Source organism: Streptomyces sp. NPDC088707 (assembly GCF_044752725.1).
Taxonomy (GTDB): domain Bacteria; phylum Actinomycetota; class Actinomycetes; order Streptomycetales; family Streptomycetaceae; genus Streptomyces.
This window is the reverse complement of record NZ_JBIVLV010000003.1, coordinates 245,137-268,320: the sequence shown is the minus strand read 5'-3', so window position 1 is coordinate 268,320 and position 23,184 is coordinate 245,137. Positions and strand designations below refer to the sequence as shown.

Genomic DNA, 23,184 nt, shown 5'->3' with positions numbered 1-23,184 from the left:
CGTGAGTCCCTCAGCTCGTGAGTCCCTCAGCTGGTGAGCCCGTCAGCTCGTGAGTCCGTCAGCGTGGGGCCTCCAGAACGTCCGCCACACGGTGGTGTTCGCCGGCTCGGCCCTGGCCCTGACGGCCGCGGCGCTCGTCCGACCTCAGACGGTGGGCGTACGGGTGAAGGAACGGCGGTACGACCGGGGCGGGACCCCGCGGCGGCGGACGAACTGGGCGCGGAGCACCGCCGCGCTCCCGAAGCCGACCGCGCGGGCGATCTCCTCGACCGGCAGCTCCGTGGTCTCCAGGAGCTCCTCGGCCCGGCTCAGCCGCAGCGAGAGCAGCCACGCGTGCGGGGTGGTGCCCGTGGAGGCGGCGAACCGGCGGGCGAAGGAGCGGCGGCTCATCAGCGCCCGCCGGGCCAGTTCCGCGACGGGAAGGGGCTCGTGGAGGTGTTCCCGGGCCCAGGCGAGGACGTCGGTGAGCCGGTCGTCGCGGCTGTCCTCGGGCACGGGCGTGGCGAGGTACTGGGCCTGGCCGCCGTCCCGGTGGGAGGGGAGCACGAGGTCCCGGGCGATGGCGTTGGCCGTGGTGGCCCCGTACTCCCGGCGCAGCAGGTGCAGGCAGAGGTCGAAGCCGGCGGCGGCGCCCGCGCCCGTGACGATGGGGCCCTGGTCGACGTAGAGGGCGTCGGGTTCGACGGTGACGTCCGGGTGGCGTTCGGCGAGGAGTCCGGCGAACCGCCAGTGCGTGGTGGCCCGCCGCCCGTCGAGCAGCCCGGCCGCGGCGAGCGCGAACGCCCCGACGCAGTGGGCGGCGACGAGCGCCCCGCGCGCGTGGGCGGCGGCCAGCGCGTCGAGCACCTCGGGCCCGGGAGGCGTACGGAACTCGGCCCAGGGCAGGGCGATCACGAGGTCGGCGGCGGCCAGCCGGTCCAGACCGTGCTCGACCACGAGGGGCAGACCGACGTCGGTGCGGACGTTTCCCGGCCGGTCGGTGCAGAGAGCGAAGTCGAAGAGCGGAAGGCCCCCGCCACGCGCGTCGAACACCTCGGAGACGATGCCCGCGCCGAGCATGCCGACCCCGTGCGGGGCGTAGGCGGCGACGGTGACGAAGGGCGGCATGGGGCCGAGTGTGGCACGCGCCCCGGGAGCGGCACCGGGGGCGGTGGCCGCGGCGACCGGCACGGGACGTGGACGCGGTCCGGGACGACGATGGCACGATTCCCGCGATCGATGGCAGTACGGCCACTCGTGAAGATCCCTGCCGCGCAGAAGACTTGGGGACATGACGAACCACGACGCACCCAGCGCCCGCACCGCCACCTACACGATCCTGACCACCGGATACACGCTCTCCACGGGCCCCGGGGTCGCCGCCACCGTCTCGTACGTGACGGACGGCGACCGGCACGTGATCGTCGACCCCGGCATGGTGGCGAGCCGCGACCGGATCCTCGGCCCGCTCGCCGAGCTCGGCCTGGGACCGGACGACATCACCGACGTGGTGCTCAGCCACCACCACCCCGACAACACCATGAACGTCGGCCTGTTCGGCCGGGCCCGCGTCCACGACCACAAGGCGATCTACGAGAACGACCAGTGGACCGACCGCGACGCGGAGGGCCACGAGCTGGCCCCGTCGCTGCGGCTGATCCGTACTCCCGGCCACAGCCCCGAGGACATCACCCTCCTCGCCGGCACCGACACGGGCGTCGTCGCCTTCGTGGGTGACCTGTGGTGGCGGCCGAACGGCCCGGTGGAGGACCCGGTGGCCCCCGACCACACGGTCCTCAAGGACTCCCGCCTCCGCGTCCTGGCCACGGCCGACGTGATCGTCCCGGGCCACGGCCCGGCGTTCCCGGCGGACGACACGGCGCCGCTGTAGCGGGCGGCGGGGCGGCGGTCCTCCCGCGGTACGGCCACGGGGCCGGAGCGCCGCCTAGAATGGACTTCCATGTCGAAGCCTGACGAGCTGCTCGTTGACATTGCCGCCACGGTGGAGTCCGGGCAGAGCAACCAGATGTCCATGACGGTGGTCGCGGGGGGTGTGGTCCTCACCGGTCGGCTGGCCCCGGAAGCCCTGTGGCGACAGCGGGTGTCGGAGGTCCTGACGGACTCCGCCCGCCTGGGCGAGTTCTCGGGCGTCTTCAGCCCCTCCGAACGCGCGGACGGACCACCCACCCACCTGCACTTCCACCTCGCCCGGATCCTCCAGGGCACGGTGGGCATCCCGGAGACCGGCGGCATGTACCGGGTCGCCCTCGAGGATGTCAGCGCCTGGACGGTGGGCGACTTCAGCTACTTCGATCAGTGACCGGTCCGGAGCGCGTCGCGCTGTCAGAGGGTCGTCGACCGGTCAGGAAGGGCGTCGACCTATCCGAAGGTCGTCTCGGAGGGTGAGGCCTGCTCCTCGGCGGTGACGGTGAGGCAGGTGAAGCCGAGCTTCGTCATGGCCCGCACGACCTCGCCGACGCTGAAGTCGCGGCGGTCCTGGCGGGTGACGACCTCGCCGACCTGCTTCACGGGGTACTGGCGCCGCCCGATGACGACGACGTCACCGATGGCGGGCTCGGGCTTGACGCCCTTCATGGATTCGATCACGCCGGCTTTGGTCAGCTCGAACGGGAAGCGGGCGATGACACAGCGCATGGTGACTCCTGCGGAGAAGTGGTCCAGAAGGGGGCCGGCCAGGAAATTCCCGCAGCCGATGAGGGGTACTGAAGAGTACGGTTGCAAAGAGCTGAGGCCCGCACCCCAAAGGTGCGGGCCTCAGCTCGTCATCCTGTGCTACGCGTCAGCGCCGGGTGTCAGGCGGGGACGATGTTCTCGGCGGTCGGGCCCTTCTGGCCCTGCGCGATGTCGAAGCTCACCTTCTGGCCTTCCTGCAGCTCACGGAAGCCGGAGGAGGCGATGTTCGAGTAGTGGGCGAAGACGTCGGGGCCGCCACCGTCCTGCTCGATGAAGCCGAAGCCCTTTTCCGAGTTGAACCACTTCACGGTGCCAGTCGCCATACCAAATTCTCCTTCGGGGCAGTGCTCGGAGCGCACACAGTGTGTGCTCCGTGTCGCTGCGATGATCGCCCCGTCCGGAAAAAAGCCCGGAAATGAAAAAGGGTGCCCAGCGCCGGAAAACCGGAAGGGCACTCGTACGTTCGGGACCCACAACTGCAACTGATATCGACAGTAGCACGACGGGGCGGAGCGTGCGGGGTGAGATTTCCCGCTGGCGCATCCCGTGTGTTTACATGACAAATTTTCACCGCGCGTAGCTTCGAATTCTCACGGGGCGACCTCGGAGTTCTGCCTGCGGGGCCCCCGGGAGCGGGCGACCGGCGCGCTCGGCCCGAGCCGCACGCCGGCCACGTACCGCCCGCGCGCGAACGTCAGCCGGCGGCCTGCGCGATGAGCGCGGCGATCCGGGTCTCGTCGGCGTCGGTGAGCTCGGTCAGGGCGTAGCTGGTCGCCCACATGGCGCCCTCGTCGAGCTGGGCGAGGTCGCTGAAGCCGAGCGTGGCGTAGCGGCTCTTGAACTTCTGCGCGCTCTGGAAGAAACAGACGACCTTGCCGTCCTTGGCGTACGCGGGCATCCCGTACCAGGTCTTCGGCGCCAGGCCCGGCGCGTGCTCCTTGACGATCGCGTGGATCCGCTCGGCCAGGACCCGGTCGGTGTCCGTCATCTCGGCGATCTTCGCCAGGACATCGGCCTCCCCGTCGGCCTTGGCCGAGCGCGAGCCGCGCCGAGCGGTGCTCTTGAGCTCCGTGGCGCGCTCCTTCATCGCGTCACGCTCCTCCTCGGTGAAGCCGTCGTACTTCGCGCTGCTCTTGCCCTTGGCGGGGGTGCTGTTCGACATGACGGGGATTCCTCTCACAAGGCCGGACGGGGTGGCTACTGCGTACGCGTGCGGGGTACGGGCGCGCGGGCTGCGGGCTGCGGGCTGCGGGCGTGCGGGCGTGCGGGCGTGCGGGGTACGGCGTCAGGACGCGGCGGCCACGGCGGCGGGCTCCCAGGTGAACCCGTCCGGGTCCGTGAAGGCGCCGGTGCCCTCGCCGCCGAGCGCGATCCGGTGGGACCCCTCGCCGTCGACGGGGACGCCGACGTCCTTCGCGAGGGCACGGCGCCCGTACAGGGCGAGCCTGACCGGGCTCCCCTCGGCGGCGGCGAACTCGACGTACTTGCGGCCGAAGCTCTTGCCGACGGTGAGGCCGTGCTCGACGTAGAACGCCCTGCTCGCGGCGACGTCCGCGGCTCCGAGCAGGACGACGAAGGACTCGACGCGGCCGGTGGCCGGGCCGGTGTCCTTCTTGTTCGAGGTGGCGACCTTCCAGATGGTGCCGTCCGGGGCCTGGAAGACGCCGCCGTAGCCCCAGAAGGACTTCGAGGCGGGCTTGAGCGAGATGGCGCCGGCGGCGAGGGCCGCGTCGGTGAAGTGCCGGACGTCGGCCGGCCGGTCCACCGTGAGGGAGAGCGAGAAGCCGCGGAAGCCGGTGGTCGGCGTGTCGCAGGCCCGCAGGCTCACATGGGCGCCGAGACCGGCGGCGGTGTAGAAGCGGTCGGCGGCCGGGAGGTCGGCCACCTCGAGGGTGACGGAGGCGATGGCGTTCATGAGAATCACGCTAGGTGCGGGGCGGTCACCGGTGCTTCTCGATTCCTGACCGGTCGGGTGACCTGCTTCGCCACGCACGACGGCAGCCCGGCCTCGCCGTCGGCGACCTGGCGTCGGTAGACGCTGGGCGACACACCGACGAGCTCGGTGAAGCGGGTGCTGAAGGTGCCGAGGGAGGAGCAGCCGACCGTGAAGCAGACGTCGGTGACGCTGAGGTCGCCGCGCCGGAGCAGCGCCATGGCACGCTCGATGCGCCGCGTCATGAGGTAGGAGTACGGGGCCTCGCCGTACGCCTGCTTGAACTGGCGGCTGAGATGCCCGGCCGACATGTTCACCCCGCGGGCGAGCGCCTCGACGTCCAGCGGCTGTGCGTACTCCCGGTCGATCCGGTCACGAACGCGGCGCAGCCGCGCCAGATCACTCAGCCGCTGCGCTTCGGTCAGTGCGCTCATCCACGCAGGATGACACATGAGGGGAATCCTTTCAGCGGAGTTGCTGGACCCGGACGAGGTTGCCCGCGGGGTCGCGGAAGGCGCAGTCCCGCACGCCGTACGGCTGGTCGGTCGGCTCCTGGACCACCTCGGCGTCCCCGGCCTGGACCTTCTCGAAGGTGGCGTCGAGGTCGGGGGTGGCGAGCAGGATCCAGCCGTAGGTGCCCTTGGCCATCATCTCGGCGATGGTCCGCCGCTCGGCCTCGGTGATCCCCGGGTCGGCGCCGGGCGGCGCGAGGAGGATCGACGTACCGGGCTGTCCGACGGGTCCGACGGTGATCCAGCGGGTCCTGCCCTGGCCGACGTCGCTGCGCACCTCGAAGCCGAGCGCGTCGCGGTAGAAGGCGAGGGAGGCGTCGGGATCCTCGTGCGGGAGGACGGTGGTGTGAATCGTGAGGTCCATGCCCACAAGCTAGTTGGGCACGTACGCCCCCGCTTCTCGATTCCTGACGGATGCCGCGATGAGCCGGTCGCGAGCCGATCGCTCTGGTACGGGGGGCCCGCGCCGTACTTGAATGGCGGGGACGGAGGCAGTGGCACCCGAGAGGAAGAGGCGCGGACGGTGGCAGACGGGACGGAGAACGATCCGGGGCGGACGCGTCGACGCGGGAGGCGGCGGCTGCTCGCGGCCGGTCTGGTGGTGCTGATGCCGGTGCTGGGCGCGGGCGTGTACTGGTTCCAGCCGTGGAAGCTGTGGCAGGACCACACGGTGCACGAGGCGTTCCCGACCGCGCCGGGGAACCCGTCCGCCACGGCGGCTCCGGGGGACGCGGCGAACCCGGCCGCGCCGGGGGCCACGGGCGGCCCCGGGGACCCCGCCGGCCCGAGGGCGGTCGCCCGGGGCGACCTGATCAGCCACGAGCACGCGACCACGGGTACGGCCAGGCTCGTCCGCCTCCCCGACGGCTCGCACGTCCTCCGGCTGGAGAACCTCGACACCAGCGACGGCCCCGACCTGCGCGTCTGGCTGACCGACGCCCCGGTGAAGGAGGGCGCGGCCGGCTGGCGGGTCTTCGACGACGGCAGGTACGTCAGCCTCGGCAGGCTCAAGGGCAACAAGGGCGACCAGAACTACCCGGTGCCGGCCGGAGTGGACGTCGCCGCCTACTCCAGCGTCACCATCTGGTGCGACCGCTTCGACGTCTCCTTCGGCGCGGCGAAGCTCCGGGCGGTGTAGCACGGTCCGCCTCTTCGCCTCTTCGCCTCTTCGCCCCTTCGCCCGTTCGCCCGTGAGGGCGCTCAGGCGGTTTCCAGGACGGCGGCGGGGAGCGCTGAGCCGAGGATCCGCGTACGGGGGAGGGTGAGGACGCCGCCCCGCGAGACGGGTGCCAGGCCGTCGGTCCCGTGCGCGCGCGGCAGGCTGTAGCCGCCGAGGGCGATCGTCCGGGGCTCGGCGAGCCACGTCGTTCCCTCGGTCACGCGGCGCCCTGCCGATGCCCTGTCCCTCGCCCTCACCGCCCGCGCGCTACTGGCCCTGCTCGTCGCGGGCGCCCCCGTCCTGGCCCTCGCCGATGAAGCGGCGCAGTTCCGCGCAGAGGGCGCCGGGGTTGTCCAGCTGGACGAGCGTGCGTGCCTCGGGGATCTCCACGTAGCGTCCGCGCGGCAGCAGTTCGGCGAGTCCGCGGCCAGTGGCGGGCGGCATCAGGAGGTCCTCGGCGCCCCAGGCGACCAGCGCCGGGCGGTCGAACTCCCGGAGTCTCTCCGCCGCTTGGAGGTACGTGTCCTTCTCCGTGCCGCGGAGGAACGCGGCGAGGTCCCGGCGGATCGCGCGCCGGGTGAGCAGGGGCCGGTACCAGCGGCGTACCAGCGCGTACGGGATCGGCCGCTTAGCCATCCCGCCCAGCGAAGTCCTCATCCGGACGAGGAAGGGGACCCGGAAGGACTGGAGCAGCAGGAAGAGGCCGCCCGGGACGCGGCTCGCCGCGTGCAGGGTCCTGCCCTGGACGCCGGGCGGGTAGTTGTCCAGCGCCTCGCACGAGGTGAGCACCAGGCGGCCGACGCGCTCGTCGCGCACGCCCACGAGGAGCTGTGCCGTGCCGGCGTCGTTCTGGACCAGGGTGACGTCGCGCAGGTCGAGGCGTTCCAGGAACTCGGCCAGGAGCGCGGCGACTCCGTGCGCCGACAGGTCCGCGTCCGGCCGCATCGGCCTGCGGTGGCTGCCGAGCGGCAGGACGGGCACCACGACGCGGAAGTCCCCGCGCAGCTCCTCGACGACCGCGTCCCAGACCGACTCGTCGAAACCGAGTCCGTGGACGAGCACCACGACGCCCTTGTCCCCGGCTGCGTCCCCGTCCCCGCCTCTGCCCCCGCCTTCGTCCTCGCCTCCGCCCGTGTCCGTGTAGTCGATGACGCCTGCACTCAGTTCGATCTCGTACAACGGACGACCCCCGCCTCGATACGACTCCGACTCCCACTGGATAGACCGATCTAGTGAGAGACTAGCGAGGGTGAGGACCACGGGCGACACCAGGCAGCGCATCGTCACCGCCGCGACCGAGCTTTTCCGGCGCCAGGGCTACGCGGCCAGCGGGATGAAGCAGATCGTCGCGGCGGCGGACGCCCCGTACGGATCGGCGTACCACTTCTTCCCCGGGGGCAAGGCCCAGCTCGGCGAGGAGGTCGTCCGTACCTCGGGCGCGGCCTATCTGGCGCTGATCGCCGAACTCTTCCCGACCGCCACCGCCACCGCCACCGCCACCGAGGACGTAGACGTGGCCACGGGCCCGGGCACGGCCACGGACATGGCCGCCGTGACCGCCGACGCGTTCATCGCCGCGGCGGAGACACTCCGCGAGCTCGACTTCGCGGACCCGTGCCCGATCGCCACCGTCGCGCTGGAGGTGGCCAGCACCCATGAACCGCTGCGGCTCGCCACGGCCGAGGTGTTCGCGAGCTGGACGGACGGCCTCGCCGCCTTCTACAGGGCGGGCGGCATCGCCGAACCCGCGGCGCACGAGACCGCGAGCTCGGTGATCGCCCTGCTGGAGGGCGCGTTCATGCTGGGCCGCGCCGCACGCAGCACCGATCCGGTGACGGCCGCGGCGCGGGCGGCGGCGGCCGTCGTGCGGGCGGCCATGTCTCAGGAGGCAGAGTGCGCGTAGGCGGCCTCCGCCGTCGGACGCAGCCGCTGGAGCACGACACGCCCCAGATCGAGCAGGCTCAGGCCGAACATCAGCACCCCCAGCGGGAGATGAACGGCCATCACGTGGTTGACGCCCATGACCACCTGCAGGGTCCCGAGGAGCAGGAAGCCGGTCGCGTAGAGGGCGGGCCGGCCCGGGCCGCCGCCCGGCCGCCACGCCAGGATCGCGGCGAGCAGGTACAGCATCGACATCGCGTACATGCCCTTGGATCCGAGGTCGTGCAGGGTCGACCCGACCTCCGAGGTCAGCGCCGTTCCGGCCGTGACGGCCTGGAAGAAGATGCCCGCCGTCTGCAGGGCGATCGAGACGCGCACGAACCCCGCGAACCGGCCGCCGCGCCGCCCCGCCACCACCGCTGCCGGTGCCGCCGCCGTGTCCGCTGCCGTCATCGACGCCGCCGTCCCCGCTGTCGTCCGCGTGGCCATGGTGATCCCGTCCTTCCGCTGCCGGTCGCTCTCTCGACACTCCGACGACGCAGCCCGCGAGAATGTGAGGCGCTGTACCGGGGTTACGGAGTGATGCGCGTCTCACCGATCACGGCGGGCGCGGATCGAACGGAGGGGGACACCACCACCATGAGCGGCAGTCGTACGGAACCAGAACGCGGGCTCACGCCCGCATCCGCCCACCCCGAGGGCGAGTACCGGCAGTTGATCAACGTCGCCTACCGGCTGCTCGGCTCCCTCGCGGAGGCCGAGGACGCCGTTCAGGAGGCCTTCGCCCGCTGGTACGCGATGTCCGGCCCGCAGCAGGAGGCCGTCGAGACGCCCGGTGCCTGGCTGACGACGGTGGTCGGCCGTATCTGCCTGGACGTCCTCGGTTCGGCGCGGGCGCGCCGCGAGCGCTACGTCGGCGAATGGATCCCGGAGCCCCTGCCCGACACGACGACGTGGCTGAACGGCCGGCCGGGCGACGGCGGGACCGACCCCGCGGACCGGATCGCCCTCGACGAGTCCGTCGACATGGCCTTCCTCGTCGTCCTCGAAGCCATGACCCCGGCCGAGCGGGTGGCGTTCATCCTGCACGACGTCTTCCGGTACCCGTTCACCGAACTGGCCACGATCGTCGGCCGTACACCCGCGGCATGCCGGCAGCTCGCCTCCTCGGCCCGTCGGCGCGTCCGGGCGGCCCGTGAACCGGAGCCGCCGACCGGTGTGCAGGCGCGCGTCATCAGGGACTTCAAGCAGGCGTGGGAGGCCCAGGACATCGCGGCCCTCGTCGGCCTGCTCAACCCCGACGCCACGGTGGTCGTCGACGGCGGCGGCCTGGTCGGCGCGGCCCTCCGCCCGATCACCGGCGCCGGGGAGATCGCCCGCTACATCGTCGCGATCGGTGACATGGCGCCCGGCATGACGCTCCAGGTCCGCACGGTCAACGGCCGCCCCGGCCTGGTGGCCCGACGGGGCGGCACGACCGTGACGGTGGCGGCGTTCGGCTTCGCGGGCGAGCGGATCACGCACGTCTGGGCGGTCCGCAACCCGGAGAAGCTCCAGCCCTGGACGGAATGAGAAGGCCGGGAGCGGCGCCGGACACGCTCCACGCGCTCGCCCGGGCACACGCCCCTTGGGCCCCGGGGGTCTCCGGGCTCTCCGGAGTCCCCCGGGCCTTCGGGCCGCGGGTCAGGCCGCTGCCTCGACCTGTGCGGGGTTCCGGGTCTCCTGCCGCGCGACACGGTGGCGCCGGGTCGGCATGCCCAGGGTCGGGTTGGCGACGCCCCAGGCCGCGCCCTTGCAGATCAGCTCCTTGTAGCGCGCGGCCATGCGGCCGGTCAGGGCCTTCTCGACCGCTCGGTCGTCGGCGGTGACGAACTGGATCAGAGCCTCGCCGCGGCCGAGGGAGACGCACTGCTGGGCGTAGCGGATGGAGACGTGGGGGACCTTGGTGCCGGCCAGCCGCGCGGCGATCGCGTCCGCGGCCTGCCAGGCCATGGGGACGCCCGAGGCGCAGGACATGCGCAGCGGCTTGTCCTCGGGGCCGAGGGCCATCGCCGCGTCGCCCACGGCGTACACGTCCGGGTGGGAGACCGACCGCATCGTGCTGTCGACCACGATCCGGCCGTCGTCGGCGAGCTCCAGGGTGGTGGCCCCGGCGATCGGGTGGACGGCGAATCCGGTGGTCCAGACGGTGACGTCGGCGGGGACGGTCCGGCCGTCGGCGGTGGTGACGCGGTCCGCCTCCACGGCCTCGACCGCGGCGTGCTCGTGCACCGTGATGCCGAGCCTGCCCACCACCTTCCGCAGGTGGGCGCGGCCCTTCTCGGAGAGCCAGTCGCCGAGGGCGCCGCGGGCGGCCAGGGAGACGGTGAGGTCCGGGCGGGCCTCGGCGATCTCGGTGACGGCCTCCAGGCCGGTCAGGCCGCCGCCGACCACGAGGACCGTCCCGCCGGCGTCCAGGGCGGCCAGGCGGTCGCGCAGGCGGAGGGCGCCGGGTCGGCTGGAGACCTCGTGGGCGTGTTCGGCGGTGCCGGGGACGCCGCCGTCGTTCCAGCCGCTCCCGAGGGCGTAGACGAGGGTGTCGTACGCCAGTTCCTCCCGCCCGGGGCCGTTCGCGGCGGCGAGCGCCACGGTCCTGCGGTCCACGTCGACGGCGGTGACCTTCGCGAGCTTCAGTTCCACGCCCGTGCCCGCGAACATCTCGTCGAACGGCCGGGGCTTGAGGTCCTGGCCGACCGCGAGCTGGTGCAGCCGGACGCGCTCGACGAAGTCGGGTTCGGCGTTGACGAGGGTGATGGTGACGTCCTCGCGGTGCAGCCGCTTGGCGATGCGGCCGGCGGCGAGGGCACCGGTGTAGCCGGCTCCGAGGACGACGATGCGGTGCTCCATGTCCGTGCTCCTGTCTGGGCGGGTCCGCCGCTGTCCGGCGTGGTCTCGCACCTTGAACCGGACAGCCCCGCGTTTCCTGACAGGGTCGGAATGTGAGCTGGGTCACATCGCCCTCGGTGGGTGTCAGAGGGTGTGCAGCGGCCCCGCTCCGTGGTCGGTGGCGGCCCACAGCTCGGTCGCGCGGACGAGCTTGTCGGGGTTGACCTGGTTGCGGATCGCCACGATGCCCTCCGGGCCGACCTCCAGGCAGGTGATGCCGATGACCCGGCCGTCGACGACGGCGACCATGGCGGGGCCGCCGTTGGCGGTCGTGGCGTAGAACTCGGCGGTACCGCCGAGCAGGTTCCGCTTGGCCTTGCCGGGCTTGAACAGGCCGCGCAGGAACGTGGCGACCGCGAGCGCGCCCTCGAACGCCTTCGCGCGGGCCGGGACCTTGCCGCCGCCGTCGCCGACCGAGACGGCGTCCTCGGTGAGCAGGCGGATGAGGGGTTCGGTGCGGCCGCTGGTCGCCGCGGCCAGGAACTCCTCGACGATGCGCCGGGCGGCGGCCTCGTCGATCTCGGTGCGGGCCCTGCCGTCCGCGACGTGCTTCTTGGCCCGGTGGTAGGTCTGCTGGCTGGAGGCCTCGGTGATGTCCAGGATCTCGGCGATCTCCCGGTGCGGGTGGTCGAAGGCCTCCCGCAGCACGTACACCGCCCGCTCGTTGGGGGACAGGCGCTCCAGGAGGACGAGGACGGCGTACGACACCGACTCGCGCTGTTCGGCGGTGTCGGCGGGGCCGAGCATCGGGTCCCCGGTGAGCAGCGGCTCGGGGAGCCATCGGCCCACGTACGTCTCGCGCCGGGCGCGTGCCGAAGTCAGCTGGTTGAGGCAGAGGTTGGTGAGGACCTTCGTCAGCCAGGCCTCGGGCACCTCGATCCGCCCGGCGTCGGCCGCCTGCCAGCGCAGGTACGTCTCCTGCACGGCGTCCTCCGCCTCGCTCGACGAGCCGAGCAGCCGGTAGGCGATGGCCTCGAGCCGGGGCCTGGCGGCCTCGAACCGGTCCACGTCACTCATGATCAGCGCCATGCCCGCGATCCTAGGCGCCCCGGGTCCGGAGCGGCAGATGGGACGGCGCTCTCCCCGCGCTCACGGTGCTTTCCCTGCGCTCGTACCGTGCTCTCCCCGCGCTCGTACGGCGCTCTCGGGAGCCACGTCTGTGCCTGGCGCCCGCCGGTGTCCGGCGGGCGGGCACCGTCTCAGTCCGCGGAGGGCGGCTTCGCCTCGTCGGCTGCGCGTCGGTACTCGGCGTTGATGCGCTGCGCCTCTTCGAGCTGGTCCTCGAGAATGATGATGCGGCAGGCGGCCTCGATGGGGGTGCCCTGGTCGACGAGCTCTCGGGCGCGGGCGGCGATGCGCAGCTGGTAGCGGGAGTAGCGGCGGTGGCCGCCCTCGGAGCGCAGCGGGTTGATGAGGCGGGCTTCGCCGATCGCGCGCAGGAAGCTCTGGCTCGTACCGAGCATCTCTGCCGCCCGGCCCATCGTGTAGGCGGGGTAGTCGTCGTCGTCGAGACGGCCGTAGGAGTCGTCTGCTGTCATCGGCACCTCTTTCATGGAACGCGTCGAGGGGCCCTGGCGCCGTACGGCACCAGGGCCCCGAAGGAACTACTACACCACCTGCCGGCCCTGATACCGCGCCGGCCCTCTGTGTCCGCGGACCCGACCTGGCCGCTGTCGGGAGTGCGGGGATCGCGGTTGCTCGACCGGAGACCACCTCACTGTCGATGTCCTGCGGTACCCAGTCACTCGTGACCGGGCACTGCGCTCCTGCTGGGTGCTGCGTACTGCTGGGTACTGCTTGGGTACTGCTCTATTGCTGGGTACTGCTTGCGCGTACCGCGTCTTCCACGACCGCGGACCCGCTCCGGCGGCCCCTGATCACTGCGGGCCACCCGGTCCGGCAGTCAGTCCCGTCGCCGTCCCACGACAACCCTGGCTTCGGAACTCCACCGCCGTACCGTCCTGCGACAACCTGTACCGCTCCTGGCAGTTCGTCTCTGCCAGGCCCTGTTTTCTCTCTGGGCTACGAGAGAAAACATAGACGTGCTGATCTCCAATGTCTACTCTGGCCGCCATAGATTTTCGCGCGTCAGACAGTGAGATCCGGTACGCGGGCGGGGACGGGGCCACCGGTACGCGGCAGGGGGACACCAGTACGCCGGAGGGCCCGACCGGCAGGTGCGGGTCGGGCCCTCGGGGGTGCTTCGGGTGGCGGCTCAGGCTCTGCCGTGGGCCACGTTCAGGATGTCACCGGCGTGCCGAGCATCGCGGAGGCGTGCTCGAACGCGTCGGGGGCGTGGGTGGGCACGACGGCTCGGGGAAGGGCGCGGCAGGTGAAGCCGAGCTTGGTCATGGCCCGGGAGACTTCGTCGGCGCTGAAGTCGCGCCGGTCCTGGCGGGTGATGACTTGGCCGACCTGCTTGACCGGGTAGGTGCGGCGGCCGATGATCACGGACTCGCCGACCACCTCCTCGGGCTTGACGCCCTTCATGGAGTCCAGGACGCCGCTCTTGGTGAGCTCGAAGGGAAAGCGGGCGATGACACAGCGCACGATGCCTCACAGGGAGAGGAATGGATGGTTCCGGCGTGGAGAGGCGGTTTCAGGCACAGACGAGGGCGAGGGCGCCGGGGGCGCCGTCCCGTACGTCCGCGCAGGACGGCGAGGTGAGCAGGCGGAGGTGCGGGGCGTGACCGCCGACCGCTCCGGCGGGCGAGGTGAGCGGCCCGTGGTCGTCGGGGACGTCACGCAGCTGGAGCCGGTCGGTGTAGGCGGGGCTTTCGCGGACGGTGGTGAGCCGGGCCTCGGTGACCAGTCCGGTGCACACACCGTCGTCGTCGCAGACGAGCAGGTACCCGGTACGGGCACCGGCCATGACGGACAGCGCCACCTCGACGGTCATGTCGTCGCAGACCCGCGGTACGGCCGTGTCCTCGGCGTCGGCCTCCCTCCCGTGCAAGCGGAGGGAACTCGCCGAGTCGACGTGCATCGGGAACAGCGTCACAACATGCCTCCTGCAGAGATGGGTCGGCCTCCGGGTCACGCGGTGTCAGGCCGCCGCGTCGACGGCGGTACGCCGCCGCCGCGCCGGGCCGCTGCGGCGGGACCGCGCCGACCGCGGGGCGCGGCCCGGCGCTTGCGCTGCTCGGCCGGCGGCGCGGTGATCGTCACGGGGATGCCGGAAGGGGCCTGGGCTCCCGTGATCCGGCGCAGTGCCTCCTCGCCGGACCGGACCGGCGTGGTCTGGGGCACGATGCCGGCGGCCGTCATGAGGCGCGCCATGTCGCGGCGCTGGTGGGGGGTCACGAGGGTGACGACGCTGCCGGACTCGCCGGCTCGCGCGGTACGGCCGCCCCGGTGGAGGTAGTCCTTGTGGTCGGTCGGAGGGTCGACGTTGACGACGAGGTCGAGGTTGTCGACGTGGATGCCGCGGGCCGCGACGTTGGTCGCCACGAGGACGGTGACATGCCCGGTCTTGAACCGGGCGAGGGTGCGGGTGCGCTGCGGCTGTGACTTCCCGCCGTGGAGGCCGGCGGCGCGGACGCCGCAGTCGAGCAGGTCCTGGGTGAGGCGGTCCACGGCGTGCTTGGTGTCAAGGAACATGATCACGCGGCCGTCGCGCGCCGCGATCTCCGTCGTCAGCCGGGCCTTGTCGGCGCCGTGCACGTGCAGGACGTGGTGCTCCATCGTGGTGACCGCGCCCTGCGAGGGGTCCACGGAGTGGACGACGGGGTCACTGAGGTAGCGGCGGACCAGGAGGTCGACGTTGCGGTCCAGGGTGGCGGAGAACAGCATGCGCTGGCCCTCGGGGCGGACCTGGTCCAGGAGCGCGGTGACCTGCGGCATGAAGCCCATGTCGGCCATCTGGTCGGCCTCGTCGAGGACGGTGGTCGCGACCTGGTCCAGCCGGCAGTCACCGCGGTCGATGAGGTCCTTAAGGCGGCCGGGGGTGGCCACGACGACTTCCGCACCCCCACGCAGTGCCGCTGCCTGCCTGCCGATCGGCATTCCGCCGACCACGGTGGCCAGGCGCAGCTTCACGGCGCGGGCGTAGGGGGCGAGGGCGTCGGTGACCTGCTGGGCGAGTTCCCGGGTGGGGACCAGGACCAGGCCCAGGGGCTGTCGCGCCTCGGCACGCCGACCGGCCGTGCGGGCCAGCAGGGCCAGGCCGAAGGCGAGGGTCTTGCCGGAGCCGGTCCGGCCGCGGCCGAGGACGTCACGGCCCGCCAGGGAGTTCGGCAGTGTCGCCCCCTGGATGGGGAACGGCACGGACACGCCCTGCGCGGTGAGCGCGGCCAGGAGCTCGCCGGGCATGTCGAGGTCGGCGAACGACTCGGCGGCGGGCAGCGCCGGAGTGATCGTCTTCGGCGGGGCGAACTCTCCCTGTACCGCGGCGGACCGCCGGCCGTATCCGCCCGAGCGGTTCGGGGCGGACGAGCGGTTCGGGGTGGACGAACCGAAGCGACTGCCTCGACCGGAACCGGCGGGGGAGCCGTACGCGTGGCTGCCGCCGCTGCGGCGGGCACGGGAGGAACGGCTGTTCGTGCGTGTGGGGTTCATGCAGAACCTTCCTTGATACGGCGCGTATCGAGGAATTCCGGCAGCGGATGAACAGCGCTGGGAATCACAGGCACGGGCCGAAATGAATGCGAAAGAGAGCAGATCTGCTCAGAAAGAGAATGGCGGGCGCGCAACCGGGTGGCAGAAAAGAGGCGGTGGGCGCAGGCGCAGGCGCAGGTGGAAACCTGCGAAATGGATGCAGCTGGGGCCCGCACCCCGAGGGATGCGGGCCCCAGCTGCAAGTGGTGCGTCAGCGTCAGGCGGTCACGATGTTCTCGGCCGTCGGGCCCTTCTGGCCCTGCGCGATGTCGAAGCTCACCTTCTGGCCTTCCTGCAGCTCGCGGAAGCCCTGGGCGGCGATGTTCGAGAAGTGGGCGAACACATCGGCGCCGCCACCGTCCTGCTCGATGAAGCCGAAGCCCTTTTCCGCGTTGAACCACTTCACAGTGCCAGTAGCCATGTCATGTCTCCTTTGGGGCAGTACGCCGGCGTCCGTACCGTACGGATGCCGTGTCGCCGCGATGATGCCCTGCCCGGAAAATGACCGGAAATAAAGCGCTTCCGTGCGGCGGGGCCGACCGGATGCGCTTGAAGATTTGCGGGTACCAAAACTGCAACTGACTTCGACAGTAGCACGCCGTCGCAGAATGTGGGCGGCGAGTATTTCCCCCTGCGTGGTGCCGACAAAAACCCTCCCTGCCGGGGCCGCTAAATTCTCCGGCGGCGGACACAGGTATTCATTCACCTCGGGTACAGCGTCTCTCTCACGGGCGGATTGACGGGAATCGAACCCGCGCCATCGGCCGGGGAATCGCACGGAGGGGGCACGCCGGCTCCCGCCCGGCGGTCCGGTGCGGCTGGACGGGTGTAGTTCGATACCGACTCCGGCGCCGTCCGCCGGGAGCGCCGCCCGGCCGGATTACATGGGCCTGCGCCTCGGCGCGGGGCGTGCCGGTGCCTTTCACGGGCCCGGACCCGACGACTGGAAGAGCACCATGGCAGAGCGCCACCCTCGCAACCGCACCGGCCGCACCCCGCTACGTCGCGGGCTCGCCGCCGCTGTGCTCGCGGTCGGCATGCTGACGGCCGCGGCGGCACCCGGATTCGGAACCGGCTCGACCCCGCCGGCGCCCGGACCGCAGTTCACCCCGTTGACGGCGGCGGTGATGACCGAACCGGCGCCGTTCCGGGCCACGGACGGCAAGACGCACCTCTCGTACGAACTGCTCACCACGAACGCACTGTCCAGCAGCGCACAGGTGCGGCTCGACCGTGTCGAGGTCCTGGACGCCCGCACGCACCGGGTGGTGGGCGCGCTGAGCGGCCAGGCGCTGGCCGATGCCGCCAACCCGGTGGGTGACCCCCTGCCGGGTGCGGACGGGTACACCTCGGCGCCCCCGGGGCCGACGCCGACCGTCATCCCGGGCTCCCAGCAGTGGGTCGTCTGGATCGACCTGGCCCTGGACCCCGGCCGGCGGGTGCCCGAGGTCCTCGAACACCGTCTCTCCGGCGCCGTCCTCAGCGGCTCCGGTTCCTCCCCGTTCGAGGAGACGGTCCAGGTCACCCCCACCGACCGCACCGCGCCGCTGAACCTGAACGCGCCGGTCCGCCCCGGCACCTGGTACTCCAGCGAGTCGTGCTGCGGCAACACCCACCACCGGCGCGGCCTCGGTCCGATCAACGGCCGCTTCTACGTACCGCAGCGGTTCGCGATCGACTGGTACCGGGTCGGCGACCAGGGACAGACCTGGGAAGGCGACCCCGCCCGGCTCACCAGCTACCTGAGCTACCGCCAGCCGGTCGTGGCGGCGGCCGGCGGCAGGGTCGTGGAGGTCCAGGACGGGATCCCGGACAACACACCGCCCGTCACCCCGCCGGTCCCGCCGATCGACGAGACCGTCGGCAACCACGTCACCGTGGAGGTCGCGCCGGGCCGCTACCTGCTCTACGCCCACCTGAAGCCCGGCTCGCTCAGGGTCCGGGAGGGCGACCACGTCGAACCCGGCCGGGTCCTCGGCCTGATCGGCAACAGCGGCAACTCGACCACGCCGCACCTGCACTTCCAGGTGATGACCACGCCCGAGTTCTTCCCGACCGACAGCCCGCCGTTCACCTTCCGGAAGTTCCGTGTCGTCGGCCACGTCGAACCCCGGATCTGGGACGACAACCTGGGCCTCCAGCCGACCGGAGTCCTGCCGATCACCCCCTCGCCCCACGACGGCCCCCACCGCGCCCGTTACCCGCTCGACCGCGAGGTGCTGGAGTTCTGACCACTCCCGGCCACCCCCGGCGCGTGACGCCCGGACAGGCCCGGACGACGACGAAGGCCCTGGTCTCCGACCAGGGCCTTCGTCCACGAGCGGACCACGGGAGTCGAACCCGCGCCACATGCCAGGGAACCGCCCGGCACTTGCGTCCCCGTACCAGCCTCCGCACAGCGGAAACGCGTGTCGGAAGCTGCTTCTCCGCTGCCGTTCCGGCCCCCTTGTCGTCCGCTGTTCACCGCCTCCACCGGCACGTTGTGGCCCGACTCCTGGGACGGCGTGCGCGAGTGGGAGGCCGCCCCGCCCGGCATGTGAGCCAGGGCACATGGAGGGGAGCGATGACTCTTCTCCTTGTCGTCGGTCATGTAGGTGACCACAACGAAGCGAGGAAGGCCCCGCCATGACCGACATGCTCACCGCGCCCCGTCACGTCCTTGCCGCCGCGCCCGCGTCCCGATCCGCCGTGCGGTGGTCCGGTGCCGGTGGTGTGGCGGCGGGTCCGCTGTTCCTGGCGGCCGGGCTTGCCCAGGGGTTCACTCGGGACGGCTTCGATTTCATGCGGAACGCGATCAGCCAGCTGGCTCTCGGCGAGGCGGGCTGGATCCAGACGGCGAGCTTCGTGCTCACCGGTGTCCTGCTGGCCGCCGCCGCGGCCGGCCTGCGGTGGGCGCTGCGCGGCGGCCCCGGCGGCACATGGGGCCCGGCGCTGGTCGGGGTCTTCGGCGTCTCCTTCTGGGCCGCGGCGGCCTTCCCGGCCGACGCTGGGGCGGGTTTCCCCACCGGCGCACCCGAGGCGGCGACCGCGATGAGCGGACACGGCGCCGTCCACATGGCCGCCGGGATGATCGGCTACCTGGCCCTGTGTGCCGCGTTCCTCGTCCTGGCCCGTCCGCTCGCCGCCCGCGGCCTGCGGGGCTGGGCCGCCGCGTCCCGCGTCGTCCCCGTGGTCGTCCTCGCCGGGTTCACGGCCTCGGCCGCCTCGGTGCTCGCGTTCACCGCCGGTGCGGGCCTCGGCCTGCTGTGGCTGAGCGCGGTCACGGCCCGCCTGTGCTCCTCGGCGGCAGGTCACGCCACAGGGACGCCGTGCGGGGACGCGGGTTGCCGGTGACCGGAGGCCCCGCGACGTCCACGGCGCCAGCTCCTGGCAGGCGGCCCTGTCCGCGACCGTGAGGCGACTGACCCGGAGCGTGCGATGAAGTGGGCCTCCGGGACTCCCGTTCAGGGTCGGTTCCTAGCATGTGCACATGGTTGCCAGAGAAACTCAGCACTCCGATGGGGGAGGGGAAGCCGTGTCCCGAGACGGCGCCGAAGCCCGTCCTGCTTCCTTGCCGACGGGAGAGCGACGAGAGCCCACCAGCCCTTCCTCTGCATCGCACCGAGACAGGACCGCCGAGGGCTCCCACCCGGTCCCTGATCTCGTCGAGCGGGTGGCCGATCTGGTGGAACCGATCAAGCCGAAGCTGCGCGGCTGGCTCCATGCCGGCATGGTCCCCGCATCGCTGGCGGCGGGCATCGTCCTCATCTGCCTGGCAGGGACACCACAAGCCGTGCTGGCCTGCACCGTGTACTCCGTGACGGCCTGGCTGCTGTTCGGCACCAGCGCCGTCTACCATCTCGGCACCTGGGGACCACTCGGCGAGGCCGTTCTGCGCCGCCTCGACCACGCCAACATCTTCCTGATCATCGCCGGCACATGCACGCCGCTCGCCGTGCTCCTGCTCTCCCACGACCAGTGGACGTTCCTGCTGTGGATCGTGTGGGCGGGCGCCCTGGTCGGCATCGCCTTCCGTGTCCTGTGGGTCGGAGCACCCCGCTGGCTGTACACCCCCTGCTACCTGGCCCTGGGCTGGGCACCCGTGCGATACCTGCCCGACTTCCTGCACAACGGCGGGGTGGCCGTGGTCTCCCTGGTCGTGACCGGCGGGCTTCTCTACAGCGCGGGCGCCGTCGTCTACGCCCTCCAGCGCCCCGACCCCTCACCCCGCTGGTTCGGCTTCCACGAGGTCTTCCACGCCCTGACCGTCGCAGCCTTCACCGCGCACTACATCGCCATCTTCCTCGCCGCCTCCTGACGGCGAACTCACCTCAGGCCGCGGCCGGCGGGTGGGCCGTTTCGGCCGCGCGCCGGTATTCGGCGTTGATGCGCTGCGCCTCTTCGAGCTGGTCTTCGAGGACGATGATGCGGCAGGCGGCCTCGATCGGTGTGCCCTGGTCGACGAGTTCCCGGGCGCGGGCGGCGATGCGCAGCTGGTAGCGGGAGTAGCGGCGGTGGCCGCCCTCGGAGCGCAGGGGGGTGATGAGGCGGGCTTCGCCGATGGCGCGGAGGAATCCTTGTGTGGTGCCGAGCATTTCGGCGGCGCGGCCCATCGTGTAGGCGGGGTAGTCGTCGTCGTCGAGACGGCCGTACGAGTCGTCTGCTGTCATTTGCACCTCTCTCTGGGAACGCACGGAGGGGCCCTGGTGCCGTACGGCACCAGGGCCCCGAAGGAACTTCTACACCACGTGCCGGCCTTGATACCTCGCCGGCCTCTTGTGTCCGCAGACCCGGCCCAGTCGCTGTCGGGAATGCGGGGATCGCGGTTGCTTGACCGGAGACCACCTCACTATCGATGTCCTGCGGTACCCGGACTCGATGCTTCCGTCCGGGCGATCCTGATGGTGCTTCGTTCCTCCGTTCTTCCCTCGGTAATCAACTACCTACTACAGGGGTACTGCGTACTACTGGTACTGCTCTACTGCGGGTACTGCGGGTACTGCGAACCGCTCAGTGACCTGTGACAGCGCCACTCTTCGGCAGCCAGCCCCGTCGCCCGTCCTGCGTCTGCTCTGGCTTAGAACCCCACTGCCGAACTTCCCGGTGCGCGCGTCCGCAGCCGACGCCTTCACCAGGGGTACTACTCGCTACCTCACTGCTGGGTACTGCGCACTGCACTCACGGGTACCGCACCTGCCATGACCGCGGTCCCGCTGCGGCGGCCCCTGATCACTGCGGGCCACCCGGTCCGGCTGCCAGCCCCGTCGCCGTCCTGCAACATCCCTGGCTTCGAGGCTCCGCCGCCGCACCGTCCTGCGAACTCCAACTACCTGTACTGCTGGTACTGCTTGCCGGCAGTTCGTCTCTGCCAGGCCCTGCTGTCTTTCTGGGCTACGAGAGAAACCATAGCGACGCCAATGCTCAATGTCTACTCCGGCCGACATAGATTTCTGTGAGTCCAGCGACGAGGTAATCGGTCTCGGCAAGTGACCCAGGTGCGTCGGCCCGGGGCGGAGCGCATACCCGGGACGACTGCCGTCGCGCCGAGGCGGCGGCGTTCAGGAGGCGCTGCACGGACCGGGAGCGGTTGACGAGCCGGAGCCCGCGTCCCTGTCCGGGCCACTGGTCGAGGACGGCGAGGAAGCCGGAGTCGCAGAAGACGACCCGGGCGGTGTCCAGGACCAGGCCGGTGCAGCCGTTGTCCGCGCCCGAGTCGTGCACGGCGGCGGAGTCAGGGGTGGCGTGGGGAGCGGGCACTATCAGCGTGATGCTCGTGCCCCTCGGGGGAGCTCGTCCGTCAACTCTCCCAGGTCCTCGGCCGAGTCGGCGGGCGAGTCCCAGAGATCTGGACAACGACGAAGCCCCAGGTCGCTGACCTGGGGCTTCGTAAGAAGAGCGGATGACGGGAATCGAACCCGCGCTATAAGCTTGGGAAGCTCATGTTCTACCATTAAACTACATCCGCACAGCGGCCCGATGAACGGTGCCGCATCGTTGCACACTGTACCCCATGCGCCACTTGAGGCGAAGCTTGCGCCTTTTCGGGTGCGGAGTGCCGCCTGGAGGGTGTCCCGTTGATCCCCTAATGTGGCTTCCCGTCCACCACATGTGTAGGGGAAGGGACTTGATGGGTTCGATGGAGCGCACCGTCGTCCGTTGTGCCGAAGGGCATGTGTTCAGTACCGCTTCGTTCCCGCTGCAGCAGCTCGGGGCCGGGCGGATCGGGCCAGGGCGGCTCATCCGGTGTCCGCGCTGTGCGCGGCTGCGGCATGCGGTGCCGGTGGAGTCCGGACGGCGCTGAGCAGCGCCCGGGGCGCGGATGCCTGCCGATTGGGGCAGGTCCGCGCCCTCTGCGTATCGTGGGGGCGTGCTTCTCTCAGACAAGGACATCCGGGCCGAGATCGATGCCGGACGGGTGCGCATCGACCCGTACGACGAATCCATGGTGCAGCCCTCGAGCATCGACGTGAGGCTTGACCGCTTCTTCCGGGTGTTCGAGAACCACCGCTACCCCCACATCGACCCCGCCGTCGAGCAGCTCGACCTGACCCGTGAGGTCGAGCCCGAGGGTGACGAGGCGTTCATCCTCCACCCCGGCGAGTTCGTGCTCGCCTCGACCTACGAGGTCATCACCCTCCCGGACGACATCGCGTCGCGTCTCGAGGGGAAGAGCTCCCTCGGGCGGCTCGGGCTCGTGACGCACTCGACCGCCGGGTTCATCGACCCCGGCTTCTCCGGGCACGTGACCCTGGAGCTGTCGAACCTCGCCACCCTGCCGATCAAGCTCTGGCCCGGGATGAAGATCGGGCAGCTGTGCATGTTCCGGCTGAGTTCGCCCGCCGAGTTCCCGTACGGGAGCGAGCGGTACGGCTCCCGGTACCAGGGGCAGCGGGGGCCGACGGCCTCCCGCTCGTTCATGAACTTCCATCGGACCCAGGTGTGAGGCGGTCGCAGGCATGAGTGAGGTACGCGAGAACCTGACGTACGAGGGTTTCGGACGCGCCGTCCGTGAGCTGGCGCAGACGATCGCCGACGACGGCTACGAGCCCGACATCGTGCTCTCGATCGCCCGCGGCGGCGTCTTCGTCGCCGGCGGTCTGGCCTACGCCCTGGACTGCAAGAACATCCACCTCGTGAACGTGGAGTTCTACACCGGTGTGGGCACCACGCTGGAGATGCCGGTCATGCTGGCGCCCGTGCCCGACGCGATCGACTTCAGCGACAAGAAGGTGCTCATCACCGACGACGTCGCCGACACCGGCAAGACGCTCAAGCTCGTCCACGACTTCTGCGTCGACCACGTCGCCGAGGTCCGCTCCGCCGTCGTCTACGAGAAGTCCCACTCCCTCGTGAAGTGCGAGTACGTGTGGAAGAAGACCGACGAGTGGATCAACTTCCCCTGGTCGGTCGAGCCGCCCGTCGTCAAGCGCGAGGGCCAGGTCCTCGACGCCTGAGCCGGCGCCCGCGCGACGGAATGACGAGAGGCCCCCACCGCCTGCGGTGGGGGCCTCTCCGTGTCTCGTCCC

At 71.3% G+C, this 23,184-nt stretch carries 28 protein-coding genes and 1 tRNA gene; 10 read left to right on the top strand and 19 right to left on the bottom strand.

What is annotated here, in order from left to right:
* Window positions 1-144: 144 nt before the first annotated feature.
* Window positions 145-1,107 (bottom strand): GlxA family transcriptional regulator, encoded by a 963-nt coding sequence (locus tag ACIP84_RS12000; protein ID WP_401797563.1) that lies wholly within the window; start codon window positions 1,105-1,107, stop codon window positions 145-147.
* Between the two features lie 163 nt (window positions 1,108-1,270).
* On the opposite strand from ACIP84_RS12000, the gene ACIP84_RS11995 reads away from it, so the two are divergent.
* Together ACIP84_RS11995 and ACIP84_RS11990 are read left to right on the top strand one after the other, a co-directional pair.
* Window positions 1,271-1,870 (top strand): MBL fold metallo-hydrolase, encoded by a 600-nt coding sequence (locus tag ACIP84_RS11995; RefSeq protein WP_355956888.1) that lies wholly within the window; start codon window positions 1,271-1,273, stop codon window positions 1,868-1,870.
* A gap of 69 nt (window positions 1,871-1,939) precedes the next feature.
* Complete coding sequence (locus tag ACIP84_RS11990) at window positions 1,940-2,299, top strand: hypothetical protein (RefSeq protein ID WP_401797560.1); 360 nt, start codon at window positions 1,940-1,942, stop codon at window positions 2,297-2,299.
* Between the two features lie 59 nt (window positions 2,300-2,358).
* On the opposite strand, the gene ACIP84_RS11985 is transcribed toward ACIP84_RS11990, so the two are convergent.
* The 6 genes from ACIP84_RS11985 to ACIP84_RS11960 all read right to left on the bottom strand — a co-directional run bounded on the left by ACIP84_RS11985 (window position 2,359) and on the right by ACIP84_RS11960 (window position 5,482).
* Window positions 2,359-2,634, bottom strand: a complete 276-nt coding sequence (locus tag ACIP84_RS11985; protein ID WP_355956883.1) for an SCO5918 family protein — start codon at window positions 2,632-2,634, stop codon at window positions 2,359-2,361.
* A gap of 158 nt (window positions 2,635-2,792) precedes the next feature.
* On the bottom strand, window positions 2,793-2,996 hold the full coding sequence (locus tag ACIP84_RS11980) for a cold-shock protein (RefSeq protein ID WP_055598357.1): 204 nt from the start codon (window positions 2,994-2,996) through the stop codon (window positions 2,793-2,795).
* Window positions 2,997-3,367: 371 nt separating this feature from the next.
* Entirely contained in the window at window positions 3,368-3,835 is a 468-nt protein-coding gene (locus ACIP84_RS11975) for a DUF1801 domain-containing protein (RefSeq protein WP_355956879.1), read from the bottom strand.
* Window positions 3,836-3,958: 123 nt separating this feature from the next.
* A complete protein-coding gene (locus tag ACIP84_RS11970) occupies window positions 3,959-4,588 on the bottom strand; it encodes a glyoxalase (protein WP_401797555.1) in 630 nt (209 codons plus the stop codon).
* Between the two features lie 5 nt (window positions 4,589-4,593).
* Window positions 4,594-5,040, bottom strand: coding sequence for a helix-turn-helix transcriptional regulator (locus ACIP84_RS11965; protein WP_401797552.1), 447 nt, complete (start codon window positions 5,038-5,040; stop codon window positions 4,594-4,596).
* 31 nt (window positions 5,041-5,071) lie between these two features.
* Entirely contained in the window at window positions 5,072-5,482 is a 411-nt protein-coding gene (locus tag ACIP84_RS11960) for a VOC family protein (protein ID WP_355956870.1), read from the bottom strand.
* A gap of 243 nt (window positions 5,483-5,725) precedes the next feature.
* On the opposite strand from ACIP84_RS11960, the gene ACIP84_RS11955 reads away from it, so the two are divergent.
* Window positions 5,726-6,256, top strand: coding sequence for a DM13 domain-containing protein (locus tag ACIP84_RS11955; protein WP_401797973.1), 531 nt, complete (start codon window positions 5,726-5,728; stop codon window positions 6,254-6,256).
* 62 nt (window positions 6,257-6,318) lie between these two features.
* On the opposite strand, the gene ACIP84_RS11950 is transcribed toward ACIP84_RS11955, so the two are convergent.
* Window positions 6,319-6,498: a hypothetical protein gene (locus ACIP84_RS11950; protein ID WP_401797549.1), complete on the bottom strand. Its 180-nt coding sequence runs from the start codon at window positions 6,496-6,498 to the stop codon at window positions 6,319-6,321.
* 46 nt (window positions 6,499-6,544) lie between these two features.
* Window positions 6,545-7,456: an alpha/beta fold hydrolase gene (locus ACIP84_RS11945; RefSeq protein ID WP_401797546.1), complete on the bottom strand. Its 912-nt coding sequence runs from the start codon at window positions 7,454-7,456 to the stop codon at window positions 6,545-6,547.
* A gap of 70 nt (window positions 7,457-7,526) precedes the next feature.
* Between ACIP84_RS11945 and ACIP84_RS11940 the strand changes: the two genes are divergently transcribed.
* Window positions 7,527-8,180, top strand: a complete 654-nt coding sequence (locus tag ACIP84_RS11940; RefSeq protein ID WP_401797543.1) for a TetR/AcrR family transcriptional regulator — start codon at window positions 7,527-7,529, stop codon at window positions 8,178-8,180.
* Here ACIP84_RS11940 and ACIP84_RS11935 read toward each other — a convergent pair.
* Window positions 8,159-8,611, bottom strand: coding sequence for a hypothetical protein (locus ACIP84_RS11935; protein ID WP_401797972.1), 453 nt, complete (start codon window positions 8,609-8,611; stop codon window positions 8,159-8,161). The genes ACIP84_RS11940 and ACIP84_RS11935 overlap by 22 nt on opposite strands.
* Before the next feature lie 186 nt (window positions 8,612-8,797).
* Between ACIP84_RS11935 and sigJ (ACIP84_RS11930) the strand changes: the two genes are divergently transcribed.
* Window positions 8,798-9,730 carry an RNA polymerase sigma factor SigJ gene (sigJ, locus tag ACIP84_RS11930; RefSeq protein ID WP_401797540.1) on the top strand — a complete coding sequence of 311 codons (933 nt, stop codon included), beginning with the start codon at window positions 8,798-8,800 and terminating at the stop codon, window positions 9,728-9,730.
* 111 nt (window positions 9,731-9,841) lie between these two features.
* On the opposite strand, the gene ACIP84_RS11925 is transcribed toward sigJ (ACIP84_RS11930), so the two are convergent.
* The 7 genes from ACIP84_RS11925 to ACIP84_RS11895 form a co-directional block, all read right to left on the bottom strand.
* Window positions 9,842-11,044, bottom strand: coding sequence for an NAD(P)/FAD-dependent oxidoreductase (locus ACIP84_RS11925; RefSeq protein WP_401797537.1), 1,203 nt, complete (start codon window positions 11,042-11,044; stop codon window positions 9,842-9,844).
* 123 nt (window positions 11,045-11,167) lie between these two features.
* Window positions 11,168-12,112, bottom strand: coding sequence for an RNA polymerase sigma factor SigJ (sigJ, locus tag ACIP84_RS11920; protein WP_401797534.1), 945 nt, complete (start codon window positions 12,110-12,112; stop codon window positions 11,168-11,170).
* 170 nt (window positions 12,113-12,282) lie between these two features.
* Window positions 12,283-12,621 (bottom strand): MerR family transcriptional regulator, encoded by a 339-nt coding sequence (locus tag ACIP84_RS11915; RefSeq protein ID WP_355956851.1) that lies wholly within the window; start codon window positions 12,619-12,621, stop codon window positions 12,283-12,285.
* A 700-nt stretch (window positions 12,622-13,321) separates the two neighbouring features.
* Window positions 13,322-13,633, bottom strand: a complete 312-nt coding sequence (locus ACIP84_RS11910) for an SCO5918 family protein (RefSeq protein WP_401797531.1) — start codon at window positions 13,631-13,633, stop codon at window positions 13,322-13,324.
* Between the two features lie 49 nt (window positions 13,634-13,682).
* Window positions 13,683-14,084: a CBS domain-containing protein gene (locus tag ACIP84_RS11905; RefSeq protein WP_401797528.1), complete on the bottom strand. Its 402-nt coding sequence runs from the start codon at window positions 14,082-14,084 to the stop codon at window positions 13,683-13,685.
* A 35-nt stretch (window positions 14,085-14,119) separates the two neighbouring features.
* Window positions 14,120-15,640: a DEAD/DEAH box helicase gene (locus tag ACIP84_RS11900; RefSeq protein WP_401797526.1), complete on the bottom strand. Its 1,521-nt coding sequence runs from the start codon at window positions 15,638-15,640 to the stop codon at window positions 14,120-14,122.
* A gap of 256 nt (window positions 15,641-15,896) precedes the next feature.
* Window positions 15,897-16,100, bottom strand: coding sequence for a cold-shock protein (locus ACIP84_RS11895; RefSeq protein WP_030036716.1), 204 nt, complete (start codon window positions 16,098-16,100; stop codon window positions 15,897-15,899).
* A 535-nt stretch (window positions 16,101-16,635) separates the two neighbouring features.
* On the opposite strand from ACIP84_RS11895, the gene ACIP84_RS11890 reads away from it, so the two are divergent.
* From ACIP84_RS11890 to ACIP84_RS11880, 3 genes are all read left to right on the top strand, one after another.
* Window positions 16,636-17,910, top strand: a complete 1,275-nt coding sequence (locus ACIP84_RS11890) for a M23 family metallopeptidase (RefSeq protein WP_401797522.1) — start codon at window positions 16,636-16,638, stop codon at window positions 17,908-17,910.
* A gap of 394 nt (window positions 17,911-18,304) precedes the next feature.
* Window positions 18,305-19,012, top strand: a complete 708-nt coding sequence (locus ACIP84_RS11885) for a DUF998 domain-containing protein (RefSeq protein WP_401797519.1) — start codon at window positions 18,305-18,307, stop codon at window positions 19,010-19,012.
* A gap of 136 nt (window positions 19,013-19,148) precedes the next feature.
* Window positions 19,149-19,976, top strand: a complete 828-nt coding sequence (locus ACIP84_RS11880) for a hemolysin III family protein (RefSeq protein ID WP_401797517.1) — start codon at window positions 19,149-19,151, stop codon at window positions 19,974-19,976.
* 13 nt (window positions 19,977-19,989) lie between these two features.
* On the opposite strand, the gene ACIP84_RS11875 is transcribed toward ACIP84_RS11880, so the two are convergent.
* Both ACIP84_RS11875 and ACIP84_RS11870 read right to left on the bottom strand, forming a co-directional pair.
* Window positions 19,990-20,328 carry a MerR family transcriptional regulator gene (locus tag ACIP84_RS11875; protein ID WP_355956841.1) on the bottom strand — a complete coding sequence of 113 codons (339 nt, stop codon included), beginning with the start codon at window positions 20,326-20,328 and terminating at the stop codon, window positions 19,990-19,992.
* A gap of 1,224 nt (window positions 20,329-21,552) precedes the next feature.
* Window positions 21,553-21,623: transfer RNA gene (locus ACIP84_RS11870), tRNA-Gly, on the bottom strand.
* 402 nt (window positions 21,624-22,025) lie between these two features.
* On the opposite strand from ACIP84_RS11870, the gene dcd reads away from it, so the two are divergent.
* Both dcd and ACIP84_RS11860 read left to right on the top strand, forming a co-directional pair.
* Window positions 22,026-22,601 (top strand): dCTP deaminase, encoded by a 576-nt coding sequence (gene dcd, locus ACIP84_RS11865; protein WP_017240230.1) that lies wholly within the window; start codon window positions 22,026-22,028, stop codon window positions 22,599-22,601.
* Between the two features lie 13 nt (window positions 22,602-22,614).
* Window positions 22,615-23,112 (top strand): phosphoribosyltransferase, encoded by a 498-nt coding sequence (locus tag ACIP84_RS11860; RefSeq protein WP_015034639.1) that lies wholly within the window; start codon window positions 22,615-22,617, stop codon window positions 23,110-23,112.
* The last annotated feature ends 72 nt before the right edge of the window (window positions 23,113-23,184 follow it).

Coding starts and splice junctions, on each gene's coding strand:
- ACIP84_RS11960 (WP_355956870.1), bottom strand. CDS start 5,482: ATGGACCTCACGATTCACACCACCGTCCTCCCGCACGAGGATCCCGAC.
- sigJ (WP_401797534.1), bottom strand. CDS start 12,112: ATGGCGCTGATCATGAGTGACGTGGACCGGTTCGAGGCCGCCAGGCCC.
- ACIP84_RS11890 (WP_401797522.1), top strand. CDS start 16,636: ATGGCAGAGCGCCACCCTCGCAACCGCACCGGCCGCACCCCGCTACGT.
- ACIP84_RS11955 (WP_401797973.1), top strand. CDS start 5,726: ATGCCGGTGCTGGGCGCGGGCGTGTACTGGTTCCAGCCGTGGAAGCTG.
- ACIP84_RS11985 (WP_355956883.1), bottom strand. CDS start 2,634: ATGCGCTGTGTCATCGCCCGCTTCCCGTTCGAGCTGACCAAAGCCGGC.
- sigJ (WP_401797540.1), top strand. CDS start 8,798: ATGAGCGGCAGTCGTACGGAACCAGAACGCGGGCTCACGCCCGCATCC.
- ACIP84_RS11860 (WP_015034639.1), top strand. CDS start 22,615: ATGAGTGAGGTACGCGAGAACCTGACGTACGAGGGTTTCGGACGCGCC.
- ACIP84_RS11915 (WP_355956851.1), bottom strand. CDS start 12,621: ATGACAGCAGACGACTCCTACGGCCGTCTCGACGACGACGACTACCCC.
- ACIP84_RS11995 (WP_355956888.1), top strand. CDS start 1,271: ATGACGAACCACGACGCACCCAGCGCCCGCACCGCCACCTACACGATC.
- ACIP84_RS11935 (WP_401797972.1), bottom strand. CDS start 8,611: ATGACGGCAGCGGACACGGCGGCGGCACCGGCAGCGGTGGTGGCGGGG.
- ACIP84_RS11975 (WP_355956879.1), bottom strand. CDS start 3,835: ATGTCGAACAGCACCCCCGCCAAGGGCAAGAGCAGCGCGAAGTACGAC.
- ACIP84_RS11980 (WP_055598357.1), bottom strand. CDS start 2,996: ATGGCGACTGGCACCGTGAAGTGGTTCAACTCGGAAAAGGGCTTCGGC.
- ACIP84_RS11885 (WP_401797519.1), top strand. CDS start 18,305: ATGACCGACATGCTCACCGCGCCCCGTCACGTCCTTGCCGCCGCGCCC.
- ACIP84_RS11900 (WP_401797526.1), bottom strand. CDS start 15,640: ATGAACCCCACACGCACGAACAGCCGTTCCTCCCGTGCCCGCCGCAGC.
- ACIP84_RS11965 (WP_401797552.1), bottom strand. CDS start 5,040: ATGAGCGCACTGACCGAAGCGCAGCGGCTGAGTGATCTGGCGCGGCTG.
- ACIP84_RS11970 (WP_401797555.1), bottom strand. CDS start 4,588: ATGAACGCCATCGCCTCCGTCACCCTCGAGGTGGCCGACCTCCCGGCC.
- ACIP84_RS11990 (WP_401797560.1), top strand. CDS start 1,940: ATGTCGAAGCCTGACGAGCTGCTCGTTGACATTGCCGCCACGGTGGAG.
- ACIP84_RS11875 (WP_355956841.1), bottom strand. CDS start 20,328: ATGACAGCAGACGACTCGTACGGCCGTCTCGACGACGACGACTACCCC.
- ACIP84_RS11895 (WP_030036716.1), bottom strand. CDS start 16,100: ATGGCTACTGGCACTGTGAAGTGGTTCAACGCGGAAAAGGGCTTCGGC.
- ACIP84_RS11925 (WP_401797537.1), bottom strand. CDS start 11,044: ATGGAGCACCGCATCGTCGTCCTCGGAGCCGGCTACACCGGTGCCCTC.
- ACIP84_RS11880 (WP_401797517.1), top strand. CDS start 19,149: ATGGTTGCCAGAGAAACTCAGCACTCCGATGGGGGAGGGGAAGCCGTG.
- ACIP84_RS12000 (WP_401797563.1), bottom strand. CDS start 1,107: ATGCCGCCCTTCGTCACCGTCGCCGCCTACGCCCCGCACGGGGTCGGC.